The organism is Nocardioides ureilyticus, from assembly GCF_051280745.1.
Lineage (GTDB): Bacteria > Actinomycetota > Actinomycetes > Propionibacteriales > Nocardioidaceae > Nocardioides.
This window is the reverse complement of sequence record NZ_JBNCOG010000021.1, coordinates 33,966-57,348: the sequence shown is the minus strand read 5'-3', so window position 1 is coordinate 57,348 and position 23,383 is coordinate 33,966. Positions and strand designations below refer to the sequence as shown.

The 23,383-nt window shown below is 72.9% G+C and carries 28 protein-coding genes and 1 tRNA gene; 13 read left to right on the top strand and 16 right to left on the bottom strand.

Annotated elements, in window-relative coordinates; translation table 11 throughout:
- Positions 1 to 12 precede the first annotated feature (12 nt).
- From ACSMHG_RS13025 to ACSMHG_RS13005, 5 genes are all read left to right on the top strand, one after another.
- Entirely contained in the window at positions 13 to 321 is a 309-nt protein-coding gene (locus ACSMHG_RS13025) for an STAS domain-containing protein (protein WP_435745674.1), read from the top strand.
- Positions 318 to 710 (top strand): ATP-binding protein, encoded by a 393-nt coding sequence (locus ACSMHG_RS13020; protein WP_435745672.1) that lies wholly within the window; start codon positions 318 to 320, stop codon positions 708 to 710. The genes ACSMHG_RS13025 and ACSMHG_RS13020 overlap by 4 nt, the downstream gene beginning before the upstream one ends.
- Before the next feature lie 105 nt (positions 711 to 815).
- Entirely contained in the window at positions 816 to 1,919 is a 1,104-nt protein-coding gene (locus ACSMHG_RS13015; protein WP_435745669.1) for a hypothetical protein, read from the top strand.
- Between the two features lie 236 nt (positions 1,920 to 2,155).
- Positions 2,156 to 3,400 (top strand): hypothetical protein, encoded by a 1,245-nt coding sequence (locus tag ACSMHG_RS13010; protein WP_435745666.1) that lies wholly within the window; start codon positions 2,156 to 2,158, stop codon positions 3,398 to 3,400.
- A 7-nt stretch (positions 3,401 to 3,407) separates the two neighbouring features.
- The gene (locus tag ACSMHG_RS13005; protein ID WP_435745664.1) at positions 3,408 to 4,022 is read left to right on the top strand and encodes a class F sortase; all 615 of its coding nucleotides are present in this window, start codon (positions 3,408 to 3,410) and stop codon (positions 4,020 to 4,022) included.
- A gap of 31 nt (positions 4,023 to 4,053) precedes the next feature.
- Here the strand turns inward: ACSMHG_RS13005 and ACSMHG_RS13000 are convergent, their stop codons facing one another.
- The 3 genes from ACSMHG_RS13000 to ACSMHG_RS12990 are packed head-to-tail and all read right to left on the bottom strand — an operon-like array spanning position 4,054 to position 7,176.
- Positions 4,054 to 6,516, bottom strand: a complete 2,463-nt coding sequence (locus tag ACSMHG_RS13000) for a penicillin acylase family protein (RefSeq protein WP_435745663.1) — start codon at positions 6,514 to 6,516, stop codon at positions 4,054 to 4,056.
- Positions 6,517 to 6,562: 46 nt separating this feature from the next.
- On the bottom strand, positions 6,563 to 6,886 hold the full coding sequence (locus tag ACSMHG_RS12995) for a GroES family chaperonin (RefSeq protein WP_435745661.1): 324 nt from the start codon (positions 6,884 to 6,886) through the stop codon (positions 6,563 to 6,565).
- Positions 6,887 to 6,924: 38 nt separating this feature from the next.
- Complete coding sequence (locus tag ACSMHG_RS12990) at positions 6,925 to 7,176, bottom strand: DUF3618 domain-containing protein (RefSeq protein ID WP_435745658.1); 252 nt, start codon at positions 7,174 to 7,176, stop codon at positions 6,925 to 6,927.
- A gap of 117 nt (positions 7,177 to 7,293) precedes the next feature.
- Between ACSMHG_RS12990 and bcp the strand changes: the two genes are divergently transcribed.
- The 4 genes from bcp to ACSMHG_RS12970 all read left to right on the top strand — a co-directional run bounded on the left by bcp (position 7,294) and on the right by ACSMHG_RS12970 (position 9,661).
- Positions 7,294 to 7,788: a thioredoxin-dependent thiol peroxidase gene (bcp, locus tag ACSMHG_RS12985; protein ID WP_435745656.1), complete on the top strand. Its 495-nt coding sequence runs from the start codon at positions 7,294 to 7,296 to the stop codon at positions 7,786 to 7,788.
- Between the two features lie 25 nt (positions 7,789 to 7,813).
- Positions 7,814 to 7,887, top strand: a tRNA-Leu gene (locus ACSMHG_RS12980).
- A gap of 19 nt (positions 7,888 to 7,906) precedes the next feature.
- Positions 7,907 to 8,710 carry an SDR family NAD(P)-dependent oxidoreductase gene (locus ACSMHG_RS12975; RefSeq protein WP_435745653.1) on the top strand — a complete coding sequence of 268 codons (804 nt, stop codon included), beginning with the start codon at positions 7,907 to 7,909 and terminating at the stop codon, positions 8,708 to 8,710.
- 48 nt (positions 8,711 to 8,758) lie between these two features.
- Positions 8,759 to 9,661, top strand: coding sequence for a bile acid:sodium symporter family protein (locus ACSMHG_RS12970; protein WP_435745650.1), 903 nt, complete (start codon positions 8,759 to 8,761; stop codon positions 9,659 to 9,661).
- Here the strand turns inward: ACSMHG_RS12970 and rdgB are convergent.
- The 4 genes from rdgB to ACSMHG_RS12950 are packed head-to-tail and all read right to left on the bottom strand — an operon-like array spanning position 9,603 to position 12,729.
- Positions 9,603 to 10,175: an RdgB/HAM1 family non-canonical purine NTP pyrophosphatase gene (rdgB, locus tag ACSMHG_RS12965; protein WP_435745723.1), complete on the bottom strand. Its 573-nt coding sequence runs from the start codon at positions 10,173 to 10,175 to the stop codon at positions 9,603 to 9,605. The genes ACSMHG_RS12970 and rdgB overlap by 59 nt on opposite strands.
- Before the next feature lie 50 nt (positions 10,176 to 10,225).
- A complete protein-coding gene (rph, locus tag ACSMHG_RS12960; protein WP_435745647.1) occupies positions 10,226 to 10,951 on the bottom strand; it encodes a ribonuclease PH in 726 nt (241 codons plus the stop codon).
- Positions 10,952 to 11,002: 51 nt separating this feature from the next.
- Entirely contained in the window at positions 11,003 to 11,803 is an 801-nt protein-coding gene (locus ACSMHG_RS12955) for an ABC transporter permease (protein ID WP_435745644.1), read from the bottom strand.
- The gene (locus ACSMHG_RS12950) at positions 11,800 to 12,729 is read right to left on the bottom strand and encodes an ABC transporter ATP-binding protein (protein WP_435745641.1); all 930 of its coding nucleotides are present in this window, start codon (positions 12,727 to 12,729) and stop codon (positions 11,800 to 11,802) included. Before ACSMHG_RS12950 ends, ACSMHG_RS12955 begins: the two co-directional genes overlap by 4 nt.
- Positions 12,730 to 12,859: 130 nt before the next feature.
- Here ACSMHG_RS12950 and ACSMHG_RS12945 point away from each other — a divergent pair, with 130 nt between their 5' ends.
- Both ACSMHG_RS12945 and ACSMHG_RS12940 read left to right on the top strand, forming a co-directional pair.
- Positions 12,860 to 14,026 (top strand): sensor histidine kinase, encoded by a 1,167-nt coding sequence (locus tag ACSMHG_RS12945; protein WP_435745638.1) that lies wholly within the window; start codon positions 12,860 to 12,862, stop codon positions 14,024 to 14,026.
- Between the two features lie 74 nt (positions 14,027 to 14,100).
- Positions 14,101 to 14,703, top strand: coding sequence for a response regulator (locus tag ACSMHG_RS12940; RefSeq protein ID WP_435745721.1), 603 nt, complete (start codon positions 14,101 to 14,103; stop codon positions 14,701 to 14,703).
- A 10-nt stretch (positions 14,704 to 14,713) separates the two neighbouring features.
- Here the strand turns inward: ACSMHG_RS12940 and ACSMHG_RS12935 are convergent, their stop codons facing one another.
- Positions 14,714 to 15,487, bottom strand: a complete 774-nt coding sequence (locus ACSMHG_RS12935) for an MBL fold metallo-hydrolase (RefSeq protein ID WP_435745635.1) — start codon at positions 15,485 to 15,487, stop codon at positions 14,714 to 14,716.
- Positions 15,484 to 16,317: a glutamate racemase gene (gene murI, locus ACSMHG_RS12930; RefSeq protein WP_435745633.1), complete on the bottom strand. Its 834-nt coding sequence runs from the start codon at positions 16,315 to 16,317 to the stop codon at positions 15,484 to 15,486. The genes ACSMHG_RS12935 and murI overlap by 4 nt, the downstream gene beginning before the upstream one ends.
- A gap of 97 nt (positions 16,318 to 16,414) precedes the next feature.
- Here murI and ACSMHG_RS12925 point away from each other — a divergent pair, with 97 nt between their 5' ends.
- Positions 16,415 to 17,434: an alkaline phosphatase family protein gene (locus tag ACSMHG_RS12925; RefSeq protein WP_435745630.1), complete on the top strand. Its 1,020-nt coding sequence runs from the start codon at positions 16,415 to 16,417 to the stop codon at positions 17,432 to 17,434.
- Between the two features lie 30 nt (positions 17,435 to 17,464).
- On the opposite strand, the gene ACSMHG_RS12920 is transcribed toward ACSMHG_RS12925, so the two are convergent.
- Genes ACSMHG_RS12920 through ACSMHG_RS12900 form a run of 5 tightly spaced genes read right to left on the bottom strand, consistent with a single transcriptional unit; the run spans position 17,465 to position 21,007 of the window.
- Complete coding sequence (locus ACSMHG_RS12920) at positions 17,465 to 18,613, bottom strand: DUF3152 domain-containing protein (RefSeq protein ID WP_435745627.1); 1,149 nt, start codon at positions 18,611 to 18,613, stop codon at positions 17,465 to 17,467.
- A complete protein-coding gene (locus ACSMHG_RS12915; protein ID WP_435745624.1) occupies positions 18,604 to 19,566 on the bottom strand; it encodes a PLP-dependent cysteine synthase family protein in 963 nt (320 codons plus the stop codon). The genes ACSMHG_RS12920 and ACSMHG_RS12915 overlap by 10 nt, the downstream gene beginning before the upstream one ends.
- 48 nt (positions 19,567 to 19,614) lie before the next feature.
- Positions 19,615 to 20,178 (bottom strand): NYN domain-containing protein, encoded by a 564-nt coding sequence (locus ACSMHG_RS12910; RefSeq protein WP_435745622.1) that lies wholly within the window; start codon positions 20,176 to 20,178, stop codon positions 19,615 to 19,617.
- Between the two features lie 49 nt (positions 20,179 to 20,227).
- The gene (locus ACSMHG_RS12905) at positions 20,228 to 20,503 is read right to left on the bottom strand and encodes a MoaD family protein (protein WP_435745620.1); all 276 of its coding nucleotides are present in this window, start codon (positions 20,501 to 20,503) and stop codon (positions 20,228 to 20,230) included.
- A 54-nt stretch (positions 20,504 to 20,557) separates the two neighbouring features.
- Positions 20,558 to 21,007: a M67 family metallopeptidase gene (locus ACSMHG_RS12900; protein WP_435745618.1), complete on the bottom strand. Its 450-nt coding sequence runs from the start codon at positions 21,005 to 21,007 to the stop codon at positions 20,558 to 20,560.
- Between the two features lie 82 nt (positions 21,008 to 21,089).
- On the opposite strand from ACSMHG_RS12900, the gene gdhA reads away from it, so the two are divergent.
- Positions 21,090 to 22,436, top strand: coding sequence for an NADP-specific glutamate dehydrogenase (gdhA, locus tag ACSMHG_RS12895; RefSeq protein ID WP_435745616.1), 1,347 nt, complete (start codon positions 21,090 to 21,092; stop codon positions 22,434 to 22,436).
- Positions 22,437 to 22,452: 16 nt separating this feature from the next.
- Here the strand turns inward: gdhA and ACSMHG_RS12890 are convergent, their stop codons facing one another.
- Both ACSMHG_RS12890 and clpS read right to left on the bottom strand, forming a co-directional pair.
- Entirely contained in the window at positions 22,453 to 23,040 is a 588-nt protein-coding gene (locus ACSMHG_RS12890) for a DUF2017 domain-containing protein (protein WP_435745614.1), read from the bottom strand.
- Between the two features lie 7 nt (positions 23,041 to 23,047).
- Positions 23,048 to 23,344, bottom strand: coding sequence for an ATP-dependent Clp protease adapter ClpS (gene clpS, locus ACSMHG_RS12885; RefSeq protein ID WP_435745612.1), 297 nt, complete (start codon positions 23,342 to 23,344; stop codon positions 23,048 to 23,050).
- Between the last annotated feature and the right edge of the window lie 39 nt (positions 23,345 to 23,383).

Here is a 23,383-nt window from a genome sequence, read left to right as displayed (position 1 = left end):
ACGATGGCGCGCGTGTTGGACCGACCTTTCAGTGCGGACTACGACGAGCCCAGCCGAACCGTGCGCGTGAGCGGCACGATCGACGAGCTCGCCGGCCCGCGCTTCCGCGATGCCCTGCAGAAGTACTCCCACGACTTCTCCGAGTCGCTCGTCGTCGACCTGAGCGACGTCGACTTCATGCCGAGCCTCGCGGTGGGGGTGCTCGCCACGGCGCACAAGAACATGCGGAAGGCGGGCGCCGAGCTCGACCTCGTCGCCGAGGACGGGACCGTCGCCCAGCGCGTTCTCCACGTGTGCGCCATGCCCTACCGGACCTCATGAGCGAGCGCGACGTCCGGTCCTACCGACTTCCGTTCGAGCTGGCGGCCGCCACCGCGGCGCGTCACCAGCTGCACGACTTCCTGACCCAGGCCGGGGTCCCCCGGCGGATCGTGTCGGATGCGGCGCTGGTCGTGAGCGAGCTCGTGACCAACGGCGTCGAGCACGGCCGCTCCGACGACGACGCGATCCACGTCTCCTGGTGGATGGCCGACGGCATGCTCACCCTCTGCGTCGCGGACGACGGCAGCGAGGCGGAGCCGACCGTCAAGCAGGTGGACATGTACGCCCCTCGCGGTCGCGGTCTGGCCCTGGTCGAGTCGATCTGCCAGAGCCTGTCGATCGACCGCACCGACGGGACGCGGATCACCGCACAGCTCAAGCTGGGCTAGACCGACCGGGGCTCGAACCTCAAGGCGGACGCAAGATCGCCGGCAGCGGCGCAACGTTGGAACAAGGGCGGAAAGCGGGCGCCGGACGGGCGCGAGACTGCTCCCATGCGCCGCCCCGCCTCCCTTGCCGCCGTCTCGCTCCTCGCGTCGGCGTCCGTCCTTATCGTCCCAGGCTTCGCCGTCGCGGACCGGGACGAGACCGGGGACCAGACCTGCCCTGCTCTGAGCTCCGGCAAGGAGGACACGACGGGTGACCCGATGACGGTCACGGTGCACGCCCCCGCCGGCAAGGTGATCACCGGCTACTGCGTCAAGGCGGGTAGCACCAAGCAGGGCGACGGACCCCGGATGGTCTCCCTGGACCGTCCGCTCACGACCGTGGTCCTCTCCTACCCGGACGCGGCCGGAGACAAGGGCGCCAAGGCCGTGTCGCACTACTCGCTCACCTACGCAGACGCGAGCACGCCCTCGCCGCCGACCCCGCCGACCCCGCCGACCACCCCGGTCGTCCCGCCCGACCCGCAGCCGAACCCGCCTGCCGTGGACCGGCACGGCCACTTCGACTGGAACTGGCGCTACGCCGGACCCACCTGCACCGCGCTCGTGGTCGCCTACCCCTCCAACATCCCCGGCGAGCAGAGCAACGACGTCAACGTCCGGGTGTGGACCAAGGAGGCCGGCGAGGTCACCTTGAACTACCACCTCGACGGCGCGACCTGGTCGGGCACCCAGGCCTTCGTCTACGACCAGCACGCCCTCTGGCCCGCCGGTGTGACGGAGTACGCCGTGGTCTGGACGCAGGTGGCCGGCTCGAACTACCACTACGGCGAGAGCTTCCACAACGCGCCCGTCGAGGCGCCGGTCAAGTGCCGGGTCGGCGACGACGGCGACCCGGCGACCTACGACGCACCGCTGGCCGTGACCGAGATCGACGACTGGCGGGCGGGCACGACGACGGTACGCCGTGGCCGGGCGGCGAGCGCCGACCTGGTGACGCTCGACAGCGCCGGGCTCGAGACCCTCGACCTGCAGCGCAACCGCCGCGGCGCCTGGTCGACCATCCGGAGGATCGTTCCCTCGTCGGGGACGGTGCGGGTCACCTTCCCGCGCGAGCGCCGCAAGGGCCGCGTGGGCTACCGCCTCGTCGTCTCCGGGTCGGAGTCGGTGACCGGCGCGCAGTCGCCGACGTTCACCGTGCGCGTCCGCTGACCCGCTGGCTGCCCACCCGGCCACCGAGGCGGTGGCCCCCTGGCTCGTGAGGGCCGGTCTCCAGGGGGAGGACCGGCCCTCGCGTGGTGTCCCCGTGATGTCCGCGTGGTGTCCGGTGTGCGGCACATCTCACGCAACGTGGCCATAACCGCGATCCTCAGGCTAGGTTAAGGCCTCGACTGGACCACTTGCGAGAACGGCGCCGCAGCCGGGAGGGTGCGGCACAGGGAGCCTTTGTGAACACACGACGTACCGCGGGCAAGGTGGCTGCGGCCGCCACCGCTTCTTCACTCGTCCTCTTGACCGGGAGCCCGGCGCTGGCCGCCGAGCCTGTCGCGCAGGCCAGCGCGACGGCCATCGAGGTGACGGTCGCCGGAAGCGGCACCGACTCGGGCAGCTACACCGTGACCAACGACGGCACGGGCGAGAAGAGCTCCGGCACCACGAGCCCGGCGGTCTCCGTCCTCACCGGGCAGAACTTCCTCCAGGTGGGCACGTTGGCCCAGCAGGCGCGGACGCGGATCGAGGGCCGGACCGGCGCCTCGGCCGCGTGCGCCGGTGTCGCCGGGGACGGCGCTGTGCTCGTCGAGGTCGGCGAGGGTGGCTGCCTGACGCCGGGAGAGAACCTCCAGCTGAACGCTGGGAACCTCGACCTGTCCAACGTGCAGCTGATCCGGGCGGACTTCCTCGGCGGCCTCGACCAGCAGCTGCTCGACGCGCTCGCGCCCGTCCTCGACCCGCTGCTCGCCGGCCTCCAGACCGCGCTCCAGCAGGTGCTGACCGCAGCGGACGCCGCCGTCGTGCTCGACGCCGGCGCGATCCAGAGCTTCTGCACGGCCCGACCCGGCGACGTGGACGGCGACACCACGCTGGTCGGCGCCGGCGCGAGCCTGCGCCTCGCGGGCCAGGAGGTCGAGCTGCTGAACCTGCCGGCCAACCCCGAGCCGAACACCCGGCTCGTCACGGACCTCGGCCAGGTCGTCGACCTCGTCCTGCAGGCCCTGCGCGTCCAGTTCACCGAGGCCATCGAGGGCGCGCTCGGCCCGCTCGCCGGCGTCATCGACGGCGCGGCGGTGCTCACCGAGGCGCTGGAGACCATCGGCGAGCAGCTCGCGCCGCTGGAGGAGAACATCCTCGAGGTCACGCTGAACAAGCAGGAGCGCAGCAACAACGAGATCACCGTGACGGCGCTGGACCTCGAGGTCCTGCCGGTCGCCGAGCAGTTCGGTGTGGAGCTGCTCGGGGCCGAGATCGGCCGCAGCAGCTGCGGCCCCAACGGCCGTGTGCAGCCCGACGCCCCGCAGGGGCCGAACAACCCGGGCCCGGGCCCCGCGCCGCAGGAGCCCCAGCAGCCGCAGGTCCCGACCTCGGTGCCGGCGGGCAGCTCCGACTCCGGCCTCGGCACCGGTGGCCTGCTCGCCGTGCTGCTGACCGCGGTCGGTGCCGGCGCGGTCGCCACGCGGCGGAGCCTGCGCGCCTGACCAATCCGTGGCCGAACCTGAAGTGACCGACGGCGGCGAGCCGCGCCCGCGAGGGCGCCGGCTCGCCGCCGTCGGTCATGGCATCGCCACCGGCCTGCTGGTCCTCGCCGCCGGGCTCACCATCACGGGGGTCGCCCTCCCCAGCGAGGGGACGCAGCCGGGCCGGTCGTACGTCGCCCCCTCCCCCGCCCAGCCGATCCGCCTGCTGCTGCCCACCCAGGACGTCGTCGCGCCGGTCGTGCCGATCGGCATGCTGCCCGGACGCGTGCTCCAGCCGCCGGCAGACCCCGACACCGTCGGCTGGTGGGACGTCAGCGCCCGCCCGGGGGCCCACCGGGGGCAGACGGTCGTCACGGGGCACACCGTCCACACGGGGGGTGGCGCCCTCGACCACGTGCCGTCCCTCGGGCGCGGCGACCCGGTCCGGGTCGAGACCCGCGAGGGCACGGTCCGCTACAAGGTGCAGCGCGTGCAGGTGCTCACCCGGGGCGAGCTGGCCGCCCGCGCGGAGCGCCTCTTCGGCCAGGACACCGGGCGCGGACGCCTGGTGCTGGTCTCCTGCACCGACTGGAACGGCGAGGCGTTCGAGAACAACGTGGTCGTCCTCGCCCGAGCCGTCTGAGTCCTCCGGGCCAGCCTGCGCCGGCGCCCGGTCAGGGGCCGGCGACCACGTCCGTGTGGAGCAGGTCGCGACGGATCTGCGCGTCGGTCCACGGGAACCGCACCCACCGCTCCTGCGAGAACAGCCGGGTCTGGTCGGTGGACCAGGGCGACGTCGAGTCCTCGGACTGGCCGTAGGTGAGGATGGTCCGCGCATCCAGCCCGCCGCCGGGCAGGTAGGCGATGGCCTGGATGTGGGACGAGCCGTAGGTGATCGGCTTGTACTCGCCGCTGTTGTCGCGGGCCCACCGCGAGGAGAGCACGTTGGCGTTCCCGACCTCGCCGTCGCCGCCGCCCAACGGGATGGCCGGCGCGCCACGGTCTCCGGCGACCTGCAGCGTGCCCCACGGCGCGTCGAAGGCGACCCCGGCGTCACGGACAGCCGCGATGGCATCGGCCATGGCCTGCACCACCAGCGGATTGGCGTCGTTGAGGCCCCGCGGCGTGTGCAGCGGGTCGGACGGGTCGAACGGCACCCGCCACACCGTCTCCACCAGGTCCAGCGGGACCGTCGGCAGCCGCTCGACGAACTCCTCGAAGAGGTGCACACCCCTCGAGGTCCGGTCGGAGCGGCCGTCCCAGGCCGCGAGGGCGGCGCACGCCTCGGTCTCACCGGTGGCCGCGCACACCCGTCCGAGTGCGCCGTCGGCCCGCATCACCTCGGCCATCATGACGCGGTTCTCGTGCTGGTGGCGCCGGAAGCTGGCCGGCGTCTCCCGACGACCGGAGGCCAGCCGGCGGACGACGTAGTCCGCCACGGCACGGGTCCGCATGGTGCGCTCGCAGCGCTCGCAGCCGACGATGCTCGGGAAGCCCTCCAGGCGGACCCGGTCGTTGGGCAGCCAGTAGGAGTCGTTGGCGTTCATGACCCAGTCGCGACGGATGACGTGCGGCAGGTTGCCCGGGCCGAGGATGCCGGGCCGTTGGGCGTCGGCGTCGCTGCCCCAGGCGCACGCGCTCTCGGCCAGCGTGCCGTCCAGCCCGGGCAGGCCGGCGACCTGGTCGAGGACCCGCCCGACGGGCGTCATGCAGCGCTGCTCCATCGCCGTCGTGACGTGGGGGACGACCGAGTGGTCGGCGTAGAGCACGTTGCCCCGTGCGTCGGCCGCCGTGGTGTTCACCCACGGCATGCCGGCCCCTCGGTCCTGGCGACGCAGGAGGTCCCGCACACCCGTGGCCTTGCCCATGGCGAGGAAGGTGTCGAGGGTCCGCAGGTGCTCGCCGTTGGCGTCGCGGATGGCCCACACGCTGAGCGGGCTCCAGGGCATCAGCTGGGCGGGGTCGTCGATGACGTAGCCCTGGTCGGTCCGCCACACGTCACCGGTCACCGTGCGGACGCGTCCGCCCTCGCGCACCTTGACCCGCACGGTCCGGTGCTCCAGCTGCTTCGGCCCGCTCTCGGTGAGGTACGTCGTCGGGCCGAGCAGGCGGTACTCGTAGGGCGTGAACCGGTACGCCGTGGAGACGGTGTGGCTCCAGGCGACGTCCTTGTTCCAACCGATGTTGATCACCGGCGACCCGATCAGGGAGGCGCCCGCGACGTCGTACCGGCCGGGGATGGTCTGGTGCTGCTGGGTGAAGTGGTAGCGGCCGCGCCACGGGAAGTGGGGGTTGCCCAGGAGCATCCCCTTGCGGGTGCTGGTCGCGGACCGGCCCGCGGCGGTGGCGTTGGAGCCGAACGGCGCGTCGGGGTCACGGCCGAAGCCGGCGAGCAGCCGGTCGCGGTCGACGGCCTCGGCCCTCAGCGGCAGCTCCGGCAGACCCGGCTCCGTGAGCGTGGGCGGGTCGGCGTCGACGATCTCGGGCAGGAACACGCCCGCCGAGGCCAGGAGGTTGGCGAGGTACACGCCGTACCAGAGGTCGAGCGGCGTGACGTCCGGCCGGAGGTACCCCTTGCCACGGCAGGCAGGGTCGGTCACGCCGTTGCGGCCCGTCTCGCGGAGCCATCGGTTGAGGCCCGCGACGTACCCGCGGACCATGGCGCGCGCCTGCTTGCCGGGCCCGGCCACCGGGTCGGCGAGGAGCTTCTCCACGACCCGCCGGTCGCGCAGGTCGGTGACGAAGGTGTCGACCTGGAGGTTGGAGGCCTCCAGGGTCACCTGGTCGTTGTAGGTGCCGTCGGGGCCGAACCACAGCGACCGCTCGCCACGGCCGGTGACGAGCGTGTCGGCGAGGGTGCACAGCGACACCTCGGCCGCGGCGTACCCGCTGCCGAAGCCGAGGGAGCCGAAGCTCCGTGCAGTGATGTGCGGGATGCCGTGCTCGGTCCAGCGGATCGTGGCCCGGTACCGCGCGGAGGCGGCCGTGCGAGCGGCGCCGTCGCCGGCCGCCGCCTCGCGAGCGGGCGGCGCGGGGCTCGCCGCGGCGCCGGGGAGGGCGGCGATCCCGGCCGGGACGAGGGCCGTGGCGACCAGGCCGGTCGTGATCAGGACGGACAGCAGGCGTCGGCGGAGCACGCCTCCACAACGGCCGCCTGTGACGGAGGTTACGGGCCGGTAACCGTCACAGGTAGAGGCCGGTCGCCTCGTCCGCCAGCCGCTCGGCCGCGACGGCGTGGACGTCGCGCTCCCGCATGACGACGTAGAGCTCGCCGTGGACCTCCACCTCGGCCTTGTCGTCGGCGTCGAAGAGCACCCGGTCGCCGACCTCGACGGCGCGGGCGTGCGGGCCCACGGCCACCACCCTCGACCACGACAGCCGGGTGCCGCCCATGGCGGCGGTCGCGGGGATGACGATGCCGCCGGAGGACCGGCGCTCGCCGGCCTCCTTGTCCACCTCGCAGAGGATGCGGTCGTGCAGCATCTTGATCGGAGCGCGGTCGTCCATGGCGCCCGGTCCAGGGCTGGAGGCCGGGCGCGACCCGGTCAGGAGGAGACCTTCCGCACGACGACGACGAGCGCCACCGCACCGACGACCGCACCGACGGCCTTGAGGATGTTGTCGGTCCGCGGGTTGCCCGCCGGGTCGACGAAGTGCGCCTTGATGCCGGCCACCTCACGGCCCACGATCGTCTTGGGGCTCGAGCGGTACAGGAGCTGGTCGATGGTGGTCGCCAGGCGCTCGCGGGTCGCCTCGATCTCGCGCTCGAGTGAAGAGGTGTCGTTGACCTTGCTCACGTGGGTCTCCTGGAGTCGTGTGCGTGCCGGGAGACGCTACCAACTCCCGGTCCGGTGGGGACCCGGTGCCCACCTTCGGTACGGTCCCCCCGTCCATCCCAGCCGAAGGAGTCACTCGTGGCCGACCCCCAGTCCGAGGCGCAGCCGACCCGCCTCTCCCCCGGCGACCCCGCCCCGGACCTCAACCTCGTCGACGACACCGGCGCCGAGGTCAGGCTGTCCGACCTGCGCGGGCGCAAGGTCATCGTCTACTTCTACCCCGCAGCGATGACCCCCGGCTGCACCAAGCAGGCCTGCGACTTCAGCGACTCGCTCGAGTCGCTGCGGGGCCACGGCTACGAGGTCCTCGGCGTCTCGCCCGACAAGCCGGAGAAGCTGGCCCGGTTCCGTGAGAAGGAGGGGCTCGGGATCCGGTTGCTGTCCGACCCCGAGAAGGCCGTCATGCGCGCGTGGGGCGCCTTCGGGGAGAAGAAGCTGTACGGCAAGGTCGTCGAGGGCGTGATCCGGTCGACCGTCGTCGTGGACGAGGACGGCACCGTCGAGCTGGCGCAGTACAACGTCAAGGCCACCGGCCACGTCGCCAAGCTCCACCGCGACCTGTCGCTCGCCTGACGGTCGTCCCTACACTCGGCGACGCGCGCCCGTAGCCCAATAGGTAGAGGCCACAGGTTTAGGTCCTGTCCAGTGAGAGTTCGAGTCTCTCCGGGCGCACACGGGGTACCCGGGTGCCATGGCAGACACCGAGCAGTCCACACGGCCCGGCCTCGCCCTCGTCACCGGCGCCTCCTCGGGCATCGGGCTCGCGGTCGCCCGTGAGCTGGCCGGACGCGGGCACGACCTGGTCGTCGCCGCGGAGGACGCGGCGATCCACACCGTCGCGGCCGAGCTCGGCGCGGCGCACGACGCCACCGTCCGGGCCGTCCAGGTCGACCTCACCGTGCCGGCAGAGGTCGAGCACCTGTGGCAGGAGGCCTCCGGCGCCGGCCGACCGGTCGAGGTGGCGGTGCTCAACGCCGGCGTGGGCGTCGGCGGACGGTTCGCCGAGACCTCCCTCGAGCGGCACCTCGGGCTCGTCGACCTCAACGTCCGGTCCACGGTGCACCTGGCCAAGCTCGTCGTCGACGACATGGTCGCCCGCGGCTCCGGCCGGATCCTGCTCACGGCCTCGGTCGTCGCGACCGCCCCGAGCCCGTACCAGGCGACGTACGCCGCCTCGAAGGCCTTCGTGCACTCCTTCGCCGAGGGCATCCGCCACGAGCTGGGGGACGCCGGCGTCACGGTCACCTCGCTGATGCCGGGCGCGACCGACACCGACTTCTTCCGCCGGGCCGACCTGCTCGACACCCCGCTCGGCCAGGGTCCCAAGGACGACCCCGCCGACGTCGCCCGCGACGGCGTCGAGGCGCTGATGGCCGGCAAGCCGCACGTCGTCGCCGGCTCGCTGAAGAACAAGGTGATGGCGGAGGCGGCCACCCACCTCCCCGACACGGTGACGACGAAGGCGACTGCCCGCCAGACCAAGCCCCAGGAGTGACCTGCGCGAGTCGCTCCCTGGAGTGACGGCGGTCACTAGAGTCCGGTCATGGACTCCGCGCTCACCACCGTCGGCCTGCCGGTCGCGCTCGGCATCATCATGTTCGGCCTGGGCCTCTCGCTGGTCCCCGACGACTTCCGCCGGGTCGCGCGGCAGCCGAGAGCGGTCGGCGTGGCGCTCGGGTGCCAGCTGGTGCTGCTGCCCGTCGTCTGCTTCGGGCTCGTGAAGGCCTTCGACCTGCCGCCGCTGCTCGCGGTGGGCCTGATGCTGCTGGCCGCCAGCCCGGGCGGCACGAGCGCGAACCTCTACAGCCACCTCTTCCGCGGCGACGTGGCGCTCAACGTGAGCCTCACGGCGATCAACTCCGTGGTGGCCATCGTCTCGCTGCCGGTGATCACGAACCTGGCGATCGCCCACTACGGCCTCGGTGACCAGGTCAACCTCCAGTTCACCAAGGTGGTCGAGGTCTTCGCCGTCGTGCTGGTGCCCGTGGCGCTCGGCATGCTGGTGCGGGCCCGCGCAGAGGGCTTCGCCCGACGGATGGACCGGCCGGTCCGCACCGGCTCCGCGGTGATCCTCGCCGTGCTCGTGCTCGGCATCCTGCTCGACCAGCGGGAGAACGTCGGGGACTACCTGGCCGACGTGGGCCTGGCCGCCGCGCTCTTCTGCGCGATCTCCCTCGTCGTCGGGTACGTCGTGCCGCGCCTGGCAGGCGTGCGGGAGGCGCAGGCCGTGGCGTCCTCGATGGAGATCGGCGTCCACAACGGCACGCTGGCGATCTACGTGGCCGTCGAGGTGCTCGACAGCACCCAGATGTCGGTCCCGGCGGCGGTCTACTCGATCTTCATGTTCGTGCTGGCCGCGCTCTGGGGGCTCCTGTTGACCCGCTACCTCATCCCCGGTCCGTCGTCGCGCCGAGGGCGGCGGCAACCAACGGCGCCAGCTCCCTGAGGGCGCGACCCCGGTGCGAGATCCGGTCCTTCTCCTCCCGGGACAGCTCCGCCGTCGTCCGCCCCGGCTGCTCGTCGGCCTCGAAGAGCACGTCGTAGCCGAAGCCGCCGCTGCCGCGGACCTCCCTCAGCACCCGCCCCTCCATCCGCCCGTGGACCACCAGCTCGCCGCCCGGGTGGCAGAACGCGACGGCGCAGACGAAGTGGGCGGTACGCCGCTCGTCGGGCACGTCGGCCAGCTGCGCCAGCAGCAGCTCGTTGTTGCGGGCGTCGTCCTTCGGAGGGCCGGACCAGCGCGCGGAGAGCACGCCGGGCATGCCGTTGAGCGCGTCGACGCAGAGCCCGGAGTCGTCGGCGACCGTGGGCAGGCCGGTGGCCTGCAGGCCGGCCCGCGCCTTGAGCAGCGCGTTCCCCTCGAACGTCGGCTGGTCCTCGACGGGTTCGGGGTACGCCACCACGTCGTCGAGGCCGAGCACCTCGGCGCCGGGCAGGTGCTCGGCGAGGATCCGCTCCATCTCCTCGAGCTTCTTGCGGTTGCGCGAGGCCAGGAACACCCGGGAGGCGCTCACGAGGAGAGCGCCTCCTGCTGCAGGCGGGTGAGGTCGGCGCACCCCTTCTCGGCCAGGCCGAGCAGCGCGTCCAGCTCGGTGCGGTCGAAGGGCGCACCCTCGGCGGTGCCCTGGACCTCGACGAAGCGGCCGTCGCCGGTCATCACGACGTTCATGTCCGTCTCGGCCCGCACGTCCTCCACGTACGGCAGGTCCAGGCGCGGCGCTCCGTCGATGATCCCGACGCTCACGGCAGCGACGGACCCGGTGAGCGGCTGGGCCGAGGACGCCAGCGCACCGGTCGAGCGCAGGTGCGCGACCGCGTCCGCGAGGGCGACGTAGGCGCCCGTGATCGCGGCCGTGCGGGTACCGCCGTCGGCCTGCAGGACGTCGCAGTCCAGGACGATGGTGTTCTCCCCGAGCGCCTGGTAGTCGATGACGGCACGCAGCGAGCGCCCGATGAGCCGGCTGATCTCGTGGGTGCGCCCCCCGATGCGGCCCTTGACCGACTCGCGGTCCGACCGGGTGTTGGTCGCCGCCGGGAGCATCGCGTACTCCGCCGTCACCCAGCCGAGCCCCGAGCCCTTGCGCCAGCGCGGCACCCCCTCGGACGCGGATGCGGCGCACAGCACCCTGGTCCGCCCGAACTCCACCAGCACCGAGCCCGCGGCGTGGTCGAGCCAGCCGCGCGTGATCCTCACCGGGCGGAGCTCGTCGTCGGCCCGGCCGTCTTCGCGTGTCATGAGGACCACGCTAGAGGCCGGGCCTCGACGGGCAGCAGCCACCCGGCCGGGCTACTTCACCTCGGCGCGCATCACCCGGATCCAGCCGAGGACGAACGGCACGACGATCCAGATCAGCGTCGTGGTCGCGAGCTGGCCGTACTCCTCACCCGTGAGCCCCGGGCCGCCGAAGCTCTCGAAGAGCGCTCCCTGCGCCGTCCCGAGGTCGAGCCAGGGCGCCAGGTCGCGCAGGCCGGAGACCAGGTTGAACACGATGCTCGAGGCGATCGGCAGCACGAAGAACGTGACGATCGCAGCGGGGGTGTTGAGCAGGATGAGGCCGTAGGCCAGGCCCTGGAGCACCGTGAGGAGCTGGAGGGCGAGGAAGAGCAGGAACAGCTGGGCCTCGACCCCGTCGAACCCGCCGTCGGCGCCGCCGACCGCCGTGCACAGGGCGGCCACCCCGATCGCCGCCACGAACGCGAGCAGGCCGAAGACCAACGCCGCGACGGTCTTCGCCAGGATCACCTTGGTGCGGCTGGGCTCGAGGGCGAAGGTCACCATCGCCGTGCGCTGGCTCCACTCGCTGGTGACCAGCAGGATGCCGAGGACGGGCAGCAGGAAGCCCTGCGGGGTCGCCGAGATGCCGATGAAGTTGTCGAACGTGCGCTCCGGCGAGTCCGCGGTGAAGAAGAAGATCGCCATGATCGCCGCGGTGATGAGCACGATGGCCGCGAGCAGCCACCGGCCGGCGCGGGTGTCGATGATCTTGCGCATCTCGACGGCCACCAGCCGGGTGAACGGCACCCGCGGCGTCCCGGAGACGTCGAGGGACGTGGGCATGGCGCCCGTCGGGGAGGTGCTGGTGCTCATGCGGAGGCTCCTTGCTGGGTCGCTGCGGCGGGGTGTCCCTCGCGCTGGGTGCTGGCGGTCAGCTCGAGGAAGAGGTCCTCGAGGCCGGCCGTGCCGCTGCGCAGGTCGGTGAGGACGACCCCGGCCTCGAGCGCGGCGCGGCCGACCTCGACCGGCTCGGCGTCGACGCGGAGTCCCTCGCCGGCCGGCGTCACGGTGACGCCCCGTGCCTCGAGCGCGCGGGCCAGCGCGGCGTTGTCCATCGACGTCACCAACGCCGAGGCGGGGCCCGACTGGGCGAGCAGCGACTTCTTGTCGCCCTGGGCGACGATCGTGCCGCGGCCGATGAGGATCATGTCGTCGGCGATCAGCTCGACCTCGTTGAGCAGGTGGCTGCTGAGCAGCACGGTGCCGCCGCGGTTGGCGTAGCCCTTGAGCAGGTCGCGCATCCACCGGATGCCCGCCGGGTCGAGGCCGTTGGCCGGCTCGTCGAGGATCAGCACGGACGGGTCGCCCAGCAGCGCGTGGGCGATGCCGAGGCGCTGCTTCATGCCCAGGGAGTAGTGCCGCAGGCGCCGCTTGGCCTCGGCATCGGTCAGCGAGACCAGGGCCAGCATCTCGTCGACCCGCGACGTGGGCAGGCCCATCGTCTTGGCGCCGAGGGTGAGGATCTCCCGGCCCGTGCGCCCGGCGTGCTGCGCTCCGGCGTCGAGGAGCACCCCCACGTGCCGGCCGGGGTTCGGGATGTCGTGGTAGTGGAGCCCACCGATCCGCGTCTCACCCCGGGTCGGCGGGGTGAGGCCGACCATGATCCGCATGGTGGTGGTCTTCCCGGCGCCGTTCGGGCCCAGGAAGCCGGTCACGCGGCCGGGTTGGCAGGTGAAGCTCACGTCGTCGACGGCCGTGAAGCCGCCATAGGTTCTCGTCAGGTGGTCGACCTCGATCATGGACACCACCCTGCCCGAAGGGGTGAGCTCTGCGCACCTGACGCGCGGCGGTGATCGCCGAGACCAAAGTAGGGGGCAGCCCCGACCAGGGGCGCCTCACCCGGCGACCCGGGTCCCCTAGCCTGGGCCGGTGGACCGACCGCCGCCCGAGGCGTACCAGCCGCCGCTCACGCCGTGGGGGCGGACGTGGCGGCTGCTGGCCATGCTCCTGATCAGCGCCGTCGTGTGGTTGCCGGTGATGGAGGCCCAGGCCGACGGGCACCCCACCCTGTTCCTCCTCGACGCGGGGCTCGGCGTCGCGGCGTACGTCCTCGTGCACTGGCGGCGGCGGTGGCCGCTCACGGTGGCCCTCCTCACCGCGGCGGCCTCGACCGCCTCAGGCCTCGCGGCCGGCCCCGCGACCCTCGCAGCGGTGTCGCTGGCGACCCACCGACGCTCAGGTCAGCTGGTCGCTCTCTTCGTGGTCAACCTCGTCGCTGCGCAGGTCTACACGTTCTGGCAGCCGCAGACGACCGAGGACCCTGCCTGGCTGCTGACCACGGTGAACGTCGTCGCCATCGCCGGCGTGATCGGATGGGGGATGTACCTCGGCTCGCGCCGCGAGCTGCTCTGCACCCTCCGCCACCGCGCCGAGCGCGCCGAGGCCGAGCAGGAGCTGCGCATCGCCCGTGCCCGCACGACCGAGCGGGCACGGATCGCCCGCGAGATGCACGACGTGCTCGCCCACCGGATCTCACAGATCTCCCTCCACGCCGGCGCCCTGGGCTTCCGCGAGGACCTGGACCCCGCTGAGATGCGCGCCAGCGCAGCCGTGATCCAGGAGAAGGCCCACGAGGCGCTCACCGACCTGCGCGGCGTGCTCGGCGTGCTCCGCGACGAGGACACCGGCGAGGTGGTGCACGCCCCGCAGCCGACGTACGACGACGTCCCGCGGCTGGTCGCCGAGGCCAGCGAGGCGGGGCTGCACGTGGAGCACCGCGACCTGGTCGACCGCTCCACCGGCCCGGTGCCCGACGGCGTCGGCCGCACCGTCTACCGGATCGTCCAGGAGGGGATCACCAACGCGCGCAAGCACGCGCCCGGCGCCCTGCTGACCATCGAGGTGAGCGGCTCCCCCGACGACGGCGTGGAGGTGTGCCTGCGGAACCCGATCGGCTTCGGCGTGACCGTCACCCCCGGCGCCGGCCTCGGCCTGGTCGGGCTCTCCGAGCGCGCCCAGCTGCGCGGCGGCCGCCTCGAGCACCGCCGCGACGACGGCTCCTTCGTCCTGCGCGGGTGGCTGCCGTGGGCGGCGTGACGGCGGGCGGGCCGGCGCCGGTGCGGGTCCTCGTCGTCGACGACGACCCCCTCGTCCGGTCGGCGCTGGCGCTGATGCTCGGCGGCCAGGCCGACCTCGAGGTCGTCGGTGAGGCCGGCGACGGCCGCGAGGGCGTGCTGCTCGGCGGCTCCCTCCGTCCCGACGTCGTCCTCATGGACATCCGGATGCCGGTGCTCGACGGGCTGGAGGCCACCCGGCGGCTGCACCGCCTGGCCGACCCCCCGCGCGTCGTCGTCCTGACGACGTTCGACGCCGACGAGCACGTGGTCGAGGCGCTCGCCGCCGGCGCCGACGGGTTCCTCCTGAAGGACACCCCGCCCGCACAGATCGTCGAGGCGCTGCACAAGGTCGCCGACGGGGAGCCGATGCTCTCCCCCTCGGTCACCCGGACCCTCATCGACCGGGTCCGTGCCGCGCACGTCGAGCCGGCCGACGACCGGGCGGCCCGCGCCCAGCAGCGCCTCGCCGGGCTCACCGAGCGGGAGCGGGACGTCGCCCTGGCCGTCGGCCGGGGGCTGAGCAACGCCGAGATCGCCCGCGCCCTGCACCTGTCCGTGCCGACGGTCAAGGCGCACGTCTCGCGCCTGTTCGACAAGCTGGTCGTCACCAACCGGGTGCAGATCGCGATCTGCGTCCACGACGCCGGTCTCGTCTGAAGGGGCCTGCTCAGCTCCCGAGCTCGTAGACCGCACCCGGCCGGGCCAGCTCCAGCGGCCCGTCGTACACCGTGCGGGCCTCCGCCAGCACCACCTCGGGGTCGTGCCACGGGGGCACGTGGGTCAGCACGAGGCGCCGGGCCCGGACCCGGGTCGCGGTGTCCCCGCAGTCTGCGCCGGTGAGGTGCAGGTTCGGCGGGTTCTCGCGGCAGGCCTCGAAGGAGGCCTCGGCCAGGAACAGGTCGGCGTCGGCGGCGACCCGGTCGAGCCCCGCGCACGGGCCGGTGTCGCCGCTGTAGGCGAGCACGGCACCGTCGGCGGCGACCCGCAGCCCGAAGGCCGGGACGGGGTGGTCGACCGGGACCGGCTCGACCTCGAACGGCCCCACGCGGACCGGACCGCCCCACACCCGGAAGTCGAACTCCTCGTGCATGCCCGTGTCGAGCGGCAGGTCGTAGGCGCGCGCCATCCGGTCCGCCGTGCCCTCCGGCCCCCAGACGGGGATCCGCGGCTGGTGGCCGGACGGGTGGTAGCGGCGCAGGACGTGGTAGCCGCAGAGGTCCAGGCAGTGGTCGGCGTGCAGGTGGCTCAGCAGCACCGCGTCGATGGCCAGGGGGTCGACCACGTCGTGCAGCGGGCCCAGCGCCCCGCTGCCCAGGTCGAGCAGCACCCGCCAGGTGCGCAGCCCCGAGCCGTCGTCGTGCTCGGCCTCCAGGAGGTAGCAGCTGGCCGGGGAGCGCGGACCCGGGTAGGACCCGGAGCAGCCGACGACCGTCAGCCTCATCGCAGGCCCCCCGCGAACTGCGAGGCCGCGGCCATCTCGGGGCCCAGGAAGCGACGGCCGATGGTCTCGAACTCCGCCGGCGACCCGGTCGTGACGAAGGAGTACCTCGGCTCGCCGGCCTCGCGCACGAGCCCGGTCGAGAGCAGCATCTTGTAGACGTCCTTGGCGCACTCCTCGGCGCTGCTGACCAACGTCACGTCGTCACCCATCACGTAGGAGATCACCCCGGTGAGCAGCGGGTAGTGCGTGCAGCCGAGGACCAGGGTGTCGACCCGGGCCTCGATCAGCGGGGCGAGGTACTCGTGCGCGACGGCGAGGAGCTCGGGCCCGGCCGTGACGCCGGACTCCACGAAGTCGACGAACCGCGGGCACGCGCGGGTCAGCAGGTCCACGTGCGGCGCGGCCGCGAACGCGTCGTCGTAGGCCATCGACTCGGCGGTGGCCCGGGTGCAGATCACGCCGATCCGGCCGGAGCGGGAGGCGGCGACGGCACGCCGGGTCGCCGGGTAGATGACCTCGACGACGGGCACGTCGTACCGCTCCCGGGCATCGCGCAGCATCGCGGCGCTGGCCGAGTTGCACGCGATGACCAACGCCTTGACGCCCTGCTCGACGAGGTGGTCGAGGCACTCGAGGGCGTACTCCCGCACCTCGCCGATGGGCTTGGGCCCGTACGGCGCGCGGGCGGTGTCGCCGACGTAGGAGATCGACTCGTGGGGCAGCTGGTCGATGACCGAGCGCGCGACGGTCAGCCCCCCGAAGCCGGAGTCGAAGATCCCGATCGGCGCATCGGTCGTCCCGGCCGGGACGGGACTGGACACGAGCGGCACGGGGCAACGGTAGGCGCTCGGACCCCCAAAGGCACGGACTGTTGAGCAGCGTCACGTCGAGACCGCCCGTCGGCCGCCCGCGGGTTACCGTGCAGTGGTGCCTCCCCTCCCCCCGCTGCGCGCCCTCTCCACGACCCTGCTGGCCGGCGTCCTCGCGCTGACGCCGGTCGCGACGGCCTGCGGCACGGCCGACTCGCCGGCCGGCCGGACGACGCCCAGCGACCGCCGGGTCCTGGCGATCACCGTCGACGGGCTCAACCCCCGCGCGCTCACCCGGCTCGGTGAGCAGGGCGCCCCGACGCTGCACCGCCTCCTCGCCGAGGGCGCCTCGACCACCAACGCCCGCACCGAGCGGGAGCGGACCATGACCCTGCCGAACCACACCGGCATGGTGACCGGCCGCAGGATCGCCGCCACCCGGCGCGGCCACGGTGTCGCCTGGAACAGCCACCGCCCGGGGACCACCGTGCAGCACGCCGCCGGGCACGAGGTGGCGTCGATCTTCAGCGTCGTCGACGCCGCGGGCGGTGAGTCTGCGGTCTTCACCGGCAAGGAGAAGTTCTCCCTGTTCCCGAGGTCCTGGCCGACGGCGGTCGACCGGTTCCGGTTGGACGAGGACCCGCTGGCGCTCGTGCGAGCGGCCCGCCGGGACCTGGTGCACCACGACCGGGCGTTCACCCTGCTCCACCTCGCCACGCCGGATGTCGTGGGCCACGACCACGGCTTCATGTCCTCCCGGTACCTCGCCGCGGTGGCGCGCACCGACCGCCTCCTCGCCAAGGTCGTGCGCGCGGTCGAGCGCGACGCCGAGCTCGGCGAGGAGCTGGTGGTCCTGCTGACCTCCGACCACGGCGGGCAGGGCACGGGCCACTCGGACCCGACCTCCCGCGCCAACTACCGTGTGCCGTTCCTCGCCTGGGGCGCCGGGATCGCGCCGGCGGACCTCTACGACCTGAACCCGGACTACCGCGACCCTGGCCGCCGGCGCACGTCGTACGCCGGACCCCAGCCGGTGCGCAACGGCGACGTCGCGAACCTCGCCGCACGGCTGCTCGACCTCGAGCCGGTGCCGGGCAGCCGGTTCGGCCGCGCCACCCCGCTCGACGTCGTCCGCTGACGCGCGGCTGCCACGGGGCGTCCCGATCTGCTAGCGCAGCTCGCGCACCGTCGGCCAGGCGTTGAACCGACAGCCGCCGAGACCCTTGGACTGCTGCTGCATGACCGGAGCGGGCTGGCCGGCGCCGGGGCACGAGGCGTGCCCGCGCCCGAGCCAGTGGCCGGTCTCGTGGTTGACCACCATGTGGCGGTAGTCGCGGAGCCTGCCGCCGGCGGCGTTCCATGCCGGCGAGGCGTGCTTCCAGCGCTCTTCGTTGATGATCACGTAGCGGCCCACGCGGCAGCTCCACTGCGCGCTGCAGATCGGGTGGAACGACGGGACCTGGGCCGCGGCGGACAGCACGAGCGTGAAGGAGCCACCGCGCGGCACCGGCCGGAACCGGACGCCGGCACCCCGCCACCCCCGCGCGTCGACGTAGGTCTCCTGCGCCTGACGTCGGAAGGCGCGGAGGCTGGTCGTGATCCGGCCCCGGGTCTGCACCGAGTACGTCACCGTGCGCCGGACCGGGACCCGGTGGTGCACCCGGCGCCCGGGGCTGGTCAGCGTCAGCCGCCGGTAGCCGGGCGCCTTGAGGGTCACCACGGCCCGCACCTTGCGACCCACGTCGGCGGCTCCCAGCCGGTACCGGCGGCCGGCCTGCCCGGCGACGGTCTCACCGGCCACCTCCCACCGGTACGTCGTGCGGGTCGCCGCCGGCGCGGTGCGGCCGGGATCCGCCGACACGACCCGCCCGTACCGCGGCCGGCCCACCACGACTGGCTCCCGGCGCACCCGAAGGTCGGCGCGACGCACCCGGTCGGTGGGCTCGCTGCGCGCGGTGCTGCTCGCCCCGCTCGCGTCGGTCGCGGTCACCTCGACGCGCAGCCGGCGGCCGAGGTCGTCGAGCCCGAGGTCATAGGTGCGCCCGACGGCGCCGGGCACCGGCTCGCCGGCCCGGAGCCACTGGTAGTCGAGCGAGGCGTCCGCGGGCTCCCAGCCGCCGTCGTCGACGCGCAGCGTGCCGGCGTAGACGGCTTCGCCGAGGACGACCGGCGGGCCCACCGGCACCGGGTCGGCGTGGGCAGTGACCGGAGCGGCGACGAGCAGCCCCACGCACACGAGGACCGCGGCCAGGGCCCGGCCCAGGGCCCGGCCCAGGGCCCGGCCCAGGGCCCGGCTCAGGGCCCGGCTCAGGCCCACAGCTGGCCCTCGAGGCGGTCCTCCGCCTCGTCGATCGTGCCCTCGTAGGCGCCGGTCGAGAGGTACTTCCACCCGCCGTCGCAGACCACGAAAGCGATGTCGGCGGACTCGCCCGCCTTGACCGCCTTGGCGGCCTGGCCGAGCGCCGCGTGCAGGATCGCCCCGGTCGAGATGCCGGCGAAGATGCCCTCGAGCTCGAGCAGCTCGCGGACCCGCCGGACGGCGTCGCGCGGGCCGACCGAGAAGCGCGAGTCGATCAGCTCGGCGTCGTACAGCTCCGGGACGAAGCCCTCGTCGAGGTTGCGCAGGCCGTAGACCAGCTCGCCGTACCGCGGCTCCGCGGCGACGATGCGGACCTCGGGCTTGGCCGTGCGGAAGAAGCGGCTGACACCCATCAGCGTGCCGGTGGTGCCGAGGCCCGCGACGAAGTGCGTGATGCTCGGCAGGTCGGCCAGGAGCTCCGGGCCGGTGCCCTCCTCGTGCGCGAGCGCGTTGCCGGCGTTGCCGTACTGGTAGAGCATCACCCAGTCGGGGTGCTCGTCGGCGACCCGCTTGGCCACCCGGACCGCCTCGTTGGAACCCCCGGCGGCCGGCGAGGAGACGATCTCGGCGCCCCACATCCGCAGCAGCTGGCGGCGCTCCTCGGAGGTGTTCTCCGGCATCACGCAGACGATCCGGTAGCCCTTGAGCTTCGCGGCCATCGCCAGCGAGATGCCGGTGTTGCCGCTGGTCGGCTCGAGGATCGTGCAGCCCGGACGGAGGGTGCCGTCCTTCTCGGCCGCCTCGATCATCCTCAGGGCGGGGCGGTCCTTGATGGAGCCGGTCGGGTTGCGGTCCTCGAGCTTCGCCCACAGCCGCACCTCGGCTCCGTTGGGCTGCACGCCGGGCGAGAGCCGGGGCAGGCCCACCAGCGGTGTGCCCCCGACCGACGCGAGGAGGTTGTCGTAGCGCATGGGCCCTTGCCCTTCTGGTCTTCTCTGGTCGTCGGGTGGAGCCGGGGGTCAGCGCAGGAAGCGCTCGGGGTCGAACTCGTCGAGCGGGATGATCCGCACCCGCGGCAGCGGCACGTTGAACGCCGCCACGTCGTCCTCGAGGTCGTGGACCCGGATGCCGAGGGCGTCGAACTGGGCGCTGGCGTACTCCCGCAGCGCCATCAGGCCGACGCGGCGCTGGTAGGCGCCGTCGGTCAGCAGCCTGCCGAGGTGCTCGGCGAAGTCGGCGTCGTGGCTGACCAGCAGCACGTCGTCGGCCCGCTGGAGCAGGGCGTCCAGCGTGCGCTGGATGCCGATGTCGACGACCTTCTCGTCCGCCCGCCCCGACAGGGGCACCGGCCGGTAGTCGAGCGCCAGGAGGGCCTGGACGAAGCTGCTCGGCAGCTGGCCGTTGGAGGCGTTGAGGAAGAACAGGCCGGTGACCGGCTGGCCCCACAGCTGCTCGGCGTACGCCGTGACGCGCTCCCACCGCGGGCGCTCCTCCGGGAGCGGCCGGCGGCCGAGCAGGGAGTTGCCGAGGGTCGCGTCGATGTTCTCGCCGTCGACGAGGACGAACGTGCGGCGGTCGGTCACGGCGGGGTCACCACTCGGGCAGGCTAGCGGGTCCGCTCCGCGGCCCCGCTCAGCAGCCGCCGGCGACGGCGGGGAGGATGACGACCTGGTCGCCGTCGCTCAGCGGGGCCTCGAGCCCGCCGATGAACCGCACGTCCTCGTCGTTGACGTAGACGTTGACGAAGCGGCGGAGGTCACCGTTGTCGATCAGCCGGTCCTTGATGCCCGAGTGCTGGGCCTCCAGGTCGTCGATCAGCGCGCTGAGGTTCGCGCCCTCGCCGCTGACGGCCTTCTCGCCACCGGTGTAGGTGCGCAGGATGGTCGGGATTCGGACCTCGATGGCCATGGGACTCCTCTGGTCGCCGCAGCGGCGTGCTGCGGTCAGCTTTGCGGGGGGTGCTCAATCAGCGGGCAGTGCGGGGACGACGGCGACCTCTTCCTCGGTCACCTCGCCGTCGACGATCCTGTAGGACCTGAACTCCACCGGGCCGTCGTTATTCCTGCCGTCCTCGGTGAAGCAGTGGCGCGTGCTCACCAGGACGTAGTGGGCGCCGGGCTCGCTGGCGAGCCCGATGTCGGTGCGACTGGGGTAGGCCTCGGTGGCGGTGTGCGAGTGGTAGATCACCACCGGCTCCTCGTCCCGGTCCCACATCTCCTTGTACAGCTCGAGCAGCTCGGTGGAGTCGAACTCGTAGAACGTCGGGCTGCCGGCGGCGTTGACCATCTCGACCAGGCGCTCGGGACGGTCGCTGCCCTCGGGCCCGGCCACGATGCCGCACGCCTCGTCGGGATGATCTCGCTTGGCGTGCTCGACGATCGCGTCGTACGTCGCCTGGTCGATGGTCAGCACGGACCCAGCGTAGGCGCCCCGTCCCGCATGCCGGACGCGGCGCCCACCCGCCGGACGACCTCCGGTGCCTAGGGTGTCCCTCATGAGCGCCCTCGACCCGGTCCTGCAGCCGCACTACGAGACCGTCCTGGCCCGCAACCCCGGCGAGCAGGAGTTCCACCAGGCGGTGCTCGAGGTGCTCGAGTCGCTCGGCCCGGTCGTGCGCAAGCACCGTCACTACGTCGACGAGGCCGTCATCGAGCGGCTCTGCGAGCCGGAGCGCCAGCTCCTCTTCCGCGTACCGTGGACCGACGACCAGGGCCGGGTGCAGATCAACCGCGCCTTCCGGGTCGAGTTCAACTCCGCGCTGGGCCCCTACAAGGGCGGCCTGCGCTTCCACCCGTCGGTCTACCTCGGCATCGTCAAGTTCCTCGGGTTCGAGCAGATCTTCAAGAACGCGCTGACCGGCATGCCGATCGGCGGCGGCAAGGGCGGGTCGGACTTCGACCCCAAGGGCAAGAGCGACGCCGAGGTGATGCGCTTCTGCCAGTCGATGATGACCGAGCTCTACCGCCACCTGGGCGAGTACACCGACGTCCCCGCCGGTGACATCGGCGTCGGTGGCCGCGAGATCGGCTACCTCTTCGGCCAGTACAAGCGGATCACCAACCGCTACGAGTCCGGGGTGCTCACCGGCAAGGGCCTGGCCTACGGCGGCTCGCAGGTGCGGACCGAGGCCACCGGCTACGGCACCGTCTTCTTCACCGAGGAGATGCTCAAGGCCCGCGGCCAGTCGCTCTCCGGGCGCCGGGTGGTCGTCTCCGGGTCCGGCAACGTCGCGATCTACGCCGCCCAGAAGGCCGCCGCGCTCGGCGCCCACGTCGTCGCCTGCTCCGACTCGTCCGGCTACGTCGTCGACGAGGACGGGCTCGACGTCGACCTGCTCAAGCAGGTCAAGGAGGTCGAGCGGCAGCGGATCAGCGCGTACGCTGACCAGCGCCGCGCCGCGACCTTCGTCGCGGGCGGCAGCGTCTGGGACGTCCGCTGCGAGGTGGCCCTCCCCTGCGCCACGCAGAACGAGCTCGACACCGACGCGGCGCGCACGCTCCTCGCGAACGGCGTCGTCGCGGTCGCCGAGGGCGCCAACATGCCGTGCACGCCTGGGGCCACCCGGATCTTCCGGGAGGGCGCGGTGCTCTTCGCCCCCGGCAAGGCCGCCAACGCGGGCGGCGTCGCCACCAGCGCGCTGGAGATGCAGCAGAACGCCTCGCGGGACTCGTGGAGCTTCGCCCACACCGAGGAGCGGCTGCGCGACATCATGGTCGGCGTGCACGAGCGGTGCGCCACCGCCGCCGACGAGTACGGGACACCCGGCGACTACGTGAGCGGCGCCAACATCTCCAGCTTCATCCAGGTCGCCGACGCGATGCTGTCGCTGGGCGTCGTGTGAGCTGAGCGGCCGCTGCTCAGCGCTGGGTGAGCGCGTCGACGAGCGTCTCCTGGAGGTAGCCGATCCACTCGTAGATGTCGTGCGCCTGGGACCGCGGGTCCTCGTCGGGGAGCGCGGCCCAGACCGCCTCGTCGCCGTCCTCGATGCCGAGCCGGGTCGCCAGCGCCAGGCGGAGGTCGGTGAAGGAGCGCAGCCAGGTCTCGGCGGTCGGCTCGTCGAGCTCGACGTCGATCATCAGGCCGTCCTCGGTGAGCTCCGCCGGCAGCCCGGCCTCCTCGAGCGCGTCGATGATCGTCGCCGCGGCCGCCGCCTTGCCGTCGCGCAGCGCGCCCTCGGTGTAGCGGCGGAACTCCGCGGCCGCCTCCTCGTCGCCGGGGTATGCGGTCGGGAACAGCCGCCGCAGGACGGGGTCCTCGGGCTCGGTGGTCGGGCCACCGAAGTCCATCAACGCCTCGAACGGGTCGCGGGCGTCCTGCGGCACCGCCGCCTCGTTGCGCAGCAGCTCCACGAGCTGGGAGGCCAGCGAGCGCAGCAGGTCGGCCTCGAAGCCGGTGAAGGCCGCGATCACCCGTCCGCTGCGCCGGTGGCGGGCGAAGCCGGTCACGGGCGCCTCACTCGGAGCGGTCCATGGTCGCCCAGAGGCCGTACTCGTGCATCGCCTGCACGTCGCGCTCCATCTCCTCGCGGCTGCCCGAGCTGACGACCGACTTGCCGTCCTCGTGGACCTCCATCATCAGCTTCTCGGCCTTGGCCTTGTCGTAGCCGAAGTACTTCTGGAACACGTAGGTCACGTACGACATGAGGTTCACCGGATCGTTCCAGACGATCGTCACCCACGGCTTGGAGAGGAACGTGATCTCGTCCGGGGTGGTCGTCGGCTCGACCTCGACGGGGCTGGCGGCGGACACCCTCCCATGGTGGCACAGGCAGAAGCGGGCACTCTTCTC